The following is a 7060-nucleotide window of genomic DNA, read 5'->3' on the forward strand; positions in this document are numbered from 1 at the left end:
GGCGCTTCGCCGCGGCAGCCGGCGAGCGCGGCGCACAGGCAGAGCGCGACAAGCAGTGCGGCGCGCGGACCGACCCCGCTCATGCGTCGCGGTCGGAGGCCGCCGGTGCCTGCGGAGCGCGCCGGCGCAGGCGCCGCAGCGCCCAGCGCAGCGGCCAGATCAGCACGGCCGCGAGACTCAGCACGACGCCGACGACGATGGCCCAGAGCGAACCGAAAAAGCTGACGCCCGCGCCGGGGCCGATGTAAGCCTGCGCCGCGCAGGCGGTCAGCAGCAGCACCAGGAACAGCAGTCCGCGCATCACTCCCTCCGGAGACGATTCAGACGGCCGAGTCTAGCAGCCGCCGCCGCGAAGCCGGCACCGCGCGACTCGCGCCGCGGGCCTGCAGCGATGCGCCGGGCGTTCGCGCGCGCATCTCACTACACTCGCGGGCTTCATGCCGACCACTGCCTTTCCACCGCCGCCGCCGCCGCTGCAACGCTGGGCCGGGACGTTCACCGCGCGGTTCCCGCGGCTCCTGCGTGCGCTCGCGCGTCTGGAAACCGCCAGCGTCGCCGACGAGATCGCCGGCACGCCGCTGGAGCGGCCGGTCTACGTCTGCGGCCTGGCCCGTTCCGGCTCGACCGTGCTGCTGGAAATGCTCGCGGAGCTGCCGGAGTTCACCTCCTGGCGCTACAGCGACTATCCGCTGCAGTGGCTGCCGTACTGGTGGAACGCGCTGCGCCGCCGGCTGCCGCTGCCGAGGGCGGTGCCGGCCGAGCGCGCGCATCGCGACCGCCTCGTCGTCGGCCCCGACAGTCCCGAGGCGTTCGAGGAATGTTTCTGGCAGGCGTTCTTTCCGGCGCGCCACGACGAAGAAGTCGACCAGCGCCTCGACGGTACGCAGCGCGACGCCGCGTTCGACCGCTTCTACCGCGACCAGCTGCGCAAGCTGCTCGCCGTGCGGGGCGGCCGGCGCTATCTCTGCAAGGGCAACTACAACGCGCTGCGCCTGGGCTATCTGCAGGCGCTGTGGCCGGATGCGCGCTTCCTGATTCCGGTGCGCGCGCCGCAGGCGCAGGTCGCCTCGCTGGTCAAGCAGGACGCCTGGTTCCGGCGCTGGGCCGCGGCGGATCCGCGCATCGGCGGGCAGCTCGCCGAGCGCGGCCATTTCGAATTCGGTCCGCGCAAGCGCGTGCAGCACTGCGGCGACGCCGGCGCCGCGCGCGCGATACGCGCGGCCTGGGATGCCGGCGACGCGGCCGCGGCCTATGCGCTGCAATGGCGCGAGGTCTACGGCGCGGTGCTGGATGCGCTCGCGCGCGACGCGCGCCTGCGCGAGTCCTGCCTGCTCGTGCGCTACGAGTCGCTCTGCGCCGATCCGCCGGCCGGTCTCGCACGCATCGCCGCGCATGTCGGGCTGGTCGCGGAATCGGCCGGTCGCCTCGTCGAGGGCTGGCGCGACCGGCTGTCCTTGCCCGACTACTACGACGACGGCTTGAGCGCCGTCGAGCGCGGGCGCATCGCCGCGATCACCGGCGACGTCGACCGCGGTCTGCGCGACCTCATCGCCTACATCTGAGCGCGGCGCGCCGGCGCTGGCCATCGCCGGTTCAATCGGATACTGTACCCCAGTATCCTACGGACCGTGCTCATGCCGCATTCGCCTGCCGAGAAGAAACGCGTGCTCGCCCGGGTCGGCCGCATCCGCGGCCAGACCGAGGCGCTGCAGCGCGCGCTGGAGCAGGGCGCCGATTGCGCCGCCGTGCTGCAGCAGATCGCCGCGCTACGCGGCGCCGTCAACGGCCTGATGGCCCAAGTGCTCGAGAGCCACCTGCGCGAGGAGCTCGGTCAGCCGGCCGCCTCGGCGCGGCAGCGCCAGGAGCGCGTCGAGGACGTCGTCGCGCTGGTCCGCTCGTATCTGAAATGACCGCGGGCGGTTGCGCCGCCCATATCCGTTTGTCTTCACCGGGAGTTGCGCCAATGAAGAGTCGTGCCGCCGTCGCGTTCGAAGCCGGCAAGCCGTTGCAGATCGTGGAAATCGACGTGGCGCCGCCGCGCAAGGGCGAAGTGCTCGTGCGCATCCACGCGACCGGCGTCTGCCACACCGATGCGTTCACCCTGAGCGGCGACGATCCCGAAGGCGTGTTTCCGGCCGTGCTCGGCCACGAAGGCGGCGGCGTCGTCGTCGAGGTCGGCGAGGGAGTCGCGAGCCTCGCGCCCGGCGACCACGTGATTCCGCTGTACACGGCCGAATGCCGCGAATGCAAGTTCTGCAAGTCCGGCAAGACCAATCTCTGCCAGGCCGTGCGCGCGACCCAGGGCAAGGGCCTGATGCCCGACGGCACCACGCGCTTCTCGTACGACGGCCAGCCCATCTATCACTACATGGGCTGCAGCACCTTCAGCGAGTACACGGTCGTGCCGGAGATCTCGCTCGCGAAGGTCAATCCGTCCGCGCCGCTCGAGAAGGTCTGCCTGCTCGGCTGCGGCGTGACCACCGGCATCGGCGCCGTGCACAACACGGCCAAGGTCAAGCCAGGCGACACGGTCGCCGTGTTCGGCCTGGGCGGCATCGGCCTGGCCGTTATCCAGGGCGCCGTGCAGGCCAAGGCCGGCCGCATCCTCGCGATCGACACGAATCCGGGCAAGTTCGCGCTCGCGCGCGAGATGGGCGCGACCGACTGCATCAACCCGAAGGACCACGACAAGCCGATCCAGGACGTCATCGTCGGCATGACGGATGGCGGCGTCGACTTCAGCTTCGAATGCATAGGCAACGTGGACGTCATGCGCGCGGCGCTGGAGTGCTGCCACAAGGGCTGGGGCGAGAGCGTCATCATCGGCGTCGCCGGCGCGGGCCAGGAAATCCGCACGCGGCCGTTCCAGCTCGTGACCGGCCGTATCTGGCGCGGCTCGGCCTTCGGCGGCGTCAAGGGACGCACGCAACTGCCGGGCATGGTCGAACAGGCCATGAGCGGTCAGATCCGGCTCGATCCGTTCATCACGCACACCCTGCCGCTGGAACGCATCAACGAAGCCTTCGACCTCATGCACGAAGGCAAGTCCATCCGCACGGTCATCCATTTCTGAGCGGCGCGGCCATGCAGCGAATCGAGTCGCACGCGAGCCGCGGCGGCGTGCAGGAAGTCTGGCAGCACGGCTCGGCCACGTTGGATTGCGCCATGCGCTTCGGCATCTACCTGCCGCCGCAGGCGCGCGAGCGCGCCTGTCCGGTGCTGTACTGGCTCAGCGGCCTGACCTGCACCGAGCAGAACTTCATCACGAAGGCCGGCGCGCAGCAGTTCGCCGCCGAGCACGGCCTCATCGTCGTCGCGCCGGACACGAGCCCGCGCGGCGACGCCGTGGCCGACGCCGACGGCTACGACCTCGGCAAGGGCGCCGGCTTCTACGTCGACGCGACGCAGGCGCCCTGGGCCGCGCATTACCGCATGCACGACTACGTCGCGAACGAATTGCCGGCGCTGGTCGAAGCGCATTTTCCAGCGAACGAAGCGCGCGCGATCAGCGGGCATTCCATGGGTGGCCACGGCGCGCTCGTGCTCGCGCTGCGTCATCCGGGCCGCTACCGCAGCGTGTCGGCGTTCGCGCCGATCGTCGCGCCGAGCCGCGTGCCCTGGGGCGAGAAGGCGCTCGCGGCCTATCTCGGCGACGATCGCCGGGCGTGGCAGGCCTGGGACGCCTGCGCGTTGATCGCGGCCGCAACGGAACGGCTGCCGCTGCTGGTCGACCAGGGCGGGGCCGACGAATTCCTCGCGACCCAGCTGCGGCCCGAGCTGCTCGAACAGGCCTGCCGCGAGGCGGGCCATCCGCTGACCTTGCGCCGGCAGCCCGGCTACGACCACAGCTACTACTTCATCGCGAGCTTTCTCGGCGATCATTTCGCGCATCACGCGCGGGCGCTGGGCCTGCGCGCGGCTTGAGCCGCGGCGCCGACGGAGGCAGACATGGCGAACATCGCAGTCATGGGAGCCGGCAGCATTGGCTGCTACGTCGGCGGCCGGCTCGCCGCGGCCGGCAGCGACGTCGTCTTCGTCGGCCGCGAACGGCTGGGCCGCGAGCTCGCCGCGCACGGCCTGCAGCTCAGCGACTACCGCGGCTGGCGCCACCGGCTCGGACCGCAGGACCTCGTCTATGCGACGACGGCCGCTGCGGCCGCCGACGCGGCGCTCGTGCTCGTCACGGTCAAGTCCGCCGCGACCGCGGCAGCGGCGCAGGAGCTCGCGCGCGTGCTGCGGCGCGACGCGGTCGTCGTCAGCCTGCAGAACGGCCTCGGCAACGCGGCCGTCCTGCGCGAAGCGCTGACGACGCAGACCGTGCTCGCCGGCATGGTGCCGTTCAACGTCGTGCATCGCGGCGACGGCGTCTTCCATCAGGGCACCGAGGGCGAGCTGGAGGTCGAGGATCACGTGCGCCTCGCGCCGTTCGCCGCAGCGTTCGCGGCCGCCGGACTGCCGCTGCGCGTGCACGCGGACCTGCTGCCGGTGCAATGGGCGAAGCTGCTGCTGAATCTCAACAACCCGGTCAACGCGCTGTCGGATCTGCCGCTGAAGACGCAGCTGTCCCAGCGCGCCTTCCGGCGCTGTCTCGCGCTCGCCCAGCGCGAAGGGCTGGAGCTGCTCGCCGCGGCCGGCATCGTCCCGGCGCAGCTCACGCGCGTGCCGGCCGCCTGGATACCGCGCGTGCTCGCATTGCCCGACGTGCTGTTCCGCCTCGTCGCCGGCGGCATGCTCGCGATCGATCCGCTCGCGCGCTCCTCGATGTGGGAAGACCTGCAGGCGCAGCGCGCGACCGAGGTCGACTGGATCAACGGCGAGGTCGTGCGGCTGGCCGAACGTCTCGGCCGTCCGGCGCCGGTCAACGCGCGGCTCGTCGCGCTCGTGCACGCGGCCGAGCAGGGAGGCCGGCGCCGCTGGAGCGGGACCGAACTGCTCGCGGCGCTGCAGGCGGGCTGAGCCGACGCGCGGCGCGCGGCCGGCCGGAGGCGGTGCGGCGCTTCTTACGGCCTTCGCGGCCGGGCTGGCTTATGATGCGCGCCCCGTACCAGGATCCATTTCCATGAGCGACACGCCTCCCGACCGCCTCGACGGCGACCCGCGCAGCAAGTTTCACGACGCCGCCGCTTTCGAGCGCGGCATCGGCATCCGCTTCAACGGCAAGGAACGCTTCGACGTCGAGGAATACTGCGTCAGCGAAGGCTGGATCCGCGTCCCGGCCGGCAAGGCCCGCGACCGCCGCGGCAACCCGATGACGATCAAGCTCAAGGGCGAGGTCGTTGCGTATTTCCGGGAATCGCCGGCGTCGTGAGGTGATCGCCGGCGGGTGAGACCGTTCCGAAGCCCTCCTGGTTCGGGGAAGGCGACGGTTCCGGCCAGCCGCGGCCACGTTCGCCGGCCGCGCCTCGCTTGCCTTGAATTCCTGATCGATATTTCAACGGCGCCGAAACTCGGCGGCCGTCGCTGCCGCAGCCCCTCTCCCGCGCGGGAGAAGGGCTGCGGCATGGCTCACTTCTTCTTTTCCACTGCCTTCTTCACATCGGTCTTCGCGGCGTCGGTCGCCTTCTTGACCGCGCTGCCGCTGCTCTTGACCGGACAGGCGGCCGGCAGCGGGCCCTGGCCGTTGCCGCAGCCGCCGGTCTGCTGGGCGAAGCCCCAGAGATGGCTGAAGTTGGCCGGGGCGCCGGTCGGGAAGCCCATGGGGCCCTTGGTGCTGCTGACGAACTGCGCCTGCGTGTGGCAGGTGAAGCAGTTGTTGCCGCCGCCCTGGATGAAGGTCTCCAGGGTGGTGTTGGCGTTCTCCACCGAGCCGGCGATGTTGCTCGTGGTCGGCGGCAGCGCGCCGTCGCGGGTCCAGACGTTGCCGGTCATCTGGTAGTTCAGCCAGATCGCCATGTTGTCGTACTTGCCCGGCGAGCTCTTGATCAGTCCCTGCAGGGTCGACTGCACCGACGCGTTCAGCGCGACGATGGCGCTGGTGTTGTCGGTGCTGCCGCCGCCCTGCGGCGCGACGCGGCAGACCTGGGTCGGATTGACCTTGTTCTGGTTCGGCGGGCAGTTCGTCGCGTTGCAGCTCGGGTTGTTGAACGACCAGCCCGCGGCCGGCGGCGACTGCGGATTCGTGCAGTCCGGCGCGTTGCGGTTGTGTTCGAACGTGGCCCAGATGAATTCCGGATGGTCCGGCGTGTTGGCCACGAGATGGAAGCCGACGAGGCCCATCGTGACGGGCTGGCAGGTGTCGCCGACCACGCCCTGGACCGTGTACATGTCGCTGGGCGCCGCGCCGGTGAACACGCGCCAGGCGGCCTTGAGTTCGACCGAGCCGGCCGGCAGCGCGGTCGTCGCCGGCGCCGACGTGATGCAGGTCGTGTTGTTGAAATCGCACTCGGTGATGAAGGTGTATTCGGTCTTGTTGACCCAGATGCTGTAGTAGACGACCTGCTTGTTCTGGTCGTACAGCGGATCGCCGGTGGCCTGATCGTCCGACGGCGCGCCGGGACCCTTGGGCACGCGCGGACGCAGGAACAGCTTCTTCGCGTTCTTCGCGTCGGCCTTCGCGTTCGTCGAGCACGGCGCGTTGGGCTGCTGGCCCCAGGGCGTCACTTGTGTGCCGGCCGGCACGAAGATGCCGTAGTCGGGCATCCAGGTCTCGAATTCGCGCACGCCGCCGGCCTTGGGCTGCACGACGTCGATGAAGGCCTGCCAGGCGAACTGGTGGAACACGCAGTCGGTCTGTCCGTTGTCGGCGATTTCGGTCGGGAAACTCGGACTCGTGAACCAGCTCGAGCTGGCGTTGCAGGGGGTCTGGGCGAAGGCGCTGTGGCCCAGGAACAGCAGGACGATACCGAACAACCATTGCGGCAAGCGAGCACTCATGGCTTTTCTCCCCACGGGGGTTGGCTGGAGTCGGGCGCGGCGTATCACAGTGAGCAACTGTGATTTGGATACATTGATTCAATTTCCGGATGACGACAAGCGCGAAACGGGGCGGCCGGCTGTCATCGCGGCGGCCGGCGCGCACGGACCGCGGGTCGCGCCGGTCCGGCGGGGCTAGATCGGAAGA

At 70.3% G+C, this 7060-nt stretch carries 8 protein-coding genes; 6 read left to right on the forward strand and 2 right to left on the reverse strand.

The window, feature by feature from the left end; genetic code table 11:
• Nucleotides 1-79: 79 nt before the first annotated feature.
• Nucleotides 80-301 carry a hypothetical protein gene (locus NON22_RS17960; RefSeq protein ID WP_257388322.1) on the reverse strand — a complete coding sequence of 74 codons (222 nt, stop codon included), beginning with the start codon at nt 299-301 and terminating at the stop codon, nt 80-82.
• 136 nt (nt 302-437) lie between these two features.
• On the opposite strand from NON22_RS17960, the gene NON22_RS17965 reads away from it, so the two are divergent.
• The 6 genes from NON22_RS17965 (at nt 438) to NON22_RS17990 (ending at nt 5308) form a co-directional block, all read left to right on the forward strand.
• Nucleotides 438-1562, forward strand: a complete 1125-nt coding sequence (locus NON22_RS17965) for a sulfotransferase (protein ID WP_257388323.1) — start codon at nt 438-440, stop codon at nt 1560-1562.
• A 72-nt stretch (nt 1563-1634) separates the two neighbouring features.
• Nucleotides 1635-1910 carry a formaldehyde-responsive transcriptional repressor FrmR gene (gene frmR, locus NON22_RS17970; protein ID WP_257388324.1) on the forward strand — a complete coding sequence of 92 codons (276 nt, stop codon included), beginning with the start codon at nt 1635-1637 and terminating at the stop codon, nt 1908-1910.
• A gap of 53 nt (nt 1911-1963) precedes the next feature.
• A complete protein-coding gene (locus NON22_RS17975) occupies nt 1964-3073 on the forward strand; it encodes an S-(hydroxymethyl)glutathione dehydrogenase/class III alcohol dehydrogenase (RefSeq protein WP_257388325.1) in 1110 nt (369 codons plus the stop codon).
• Between the two features lie 11 nt (nt 3074-3084).
• Nucleotides 3085-3924: an S-formylglutathione hydrolase gene (gene fghA / locus NON22_RS17980; RefSeq protein ID WP_257388326.1), complete on the forward strand. Its 840-nt coding sequence runs from the start codon at nt 3085-3087 to the stop codon at nt 3922-3924.
• Nucleotides 3925-3948: 24 nt separating this feature from the next.
• Nucleotides 3949-4956 carry a 2-dehydropantoate 2-reductase gene (locus NON22_RS17985; protein ID WP_257388327.1) on the forward strand — a complete coding sequence of 336 codons (1008 nt, stop codon included), beginning with the start codon at nt 3949-3951 and terminating at the stop codon, nt 4954-4956.
• A 103-nt stretch (nt 4957-5059) separates the two neighbouring features.
• Nucleotides 5060-5308, forward strand: coding sequence for a DUF3297 family protein (locus NON22_RS17990; protein WP_257388328.1), 249 nt, complete (start codon nt 5060-5062; stop codon nt 5306-5308).
• A 197-nt stretch (nt 5309-5505) separates the two neighbouring features.
• Here NON22_RS17990 and NON22_RS17995 read toward each other — a convergent pair whose 3' ends face one another.
• A complete protein-coding gene (locus tag NON22_RS17995) occupies nt 5506-6873 on the reverse strand; it encodes a hypothetical protein (RefSeq protein WP_257388329.1) in 1368 nt (455 codons plus the stop codon).
• Nucleotides 6874-7060: the final 187 nt, after the last annotated feature.

This window comes from Tahibacter caeni (genome assembly GCF_024609805.1).
Classification (GTDB): domain Bacteria; phylum Pseudomonadota; class Gammaproteobacteria; order Xanthomonadales; family Rhodanobacteraceae; genus Tahibacter; species Tahibacter caeni.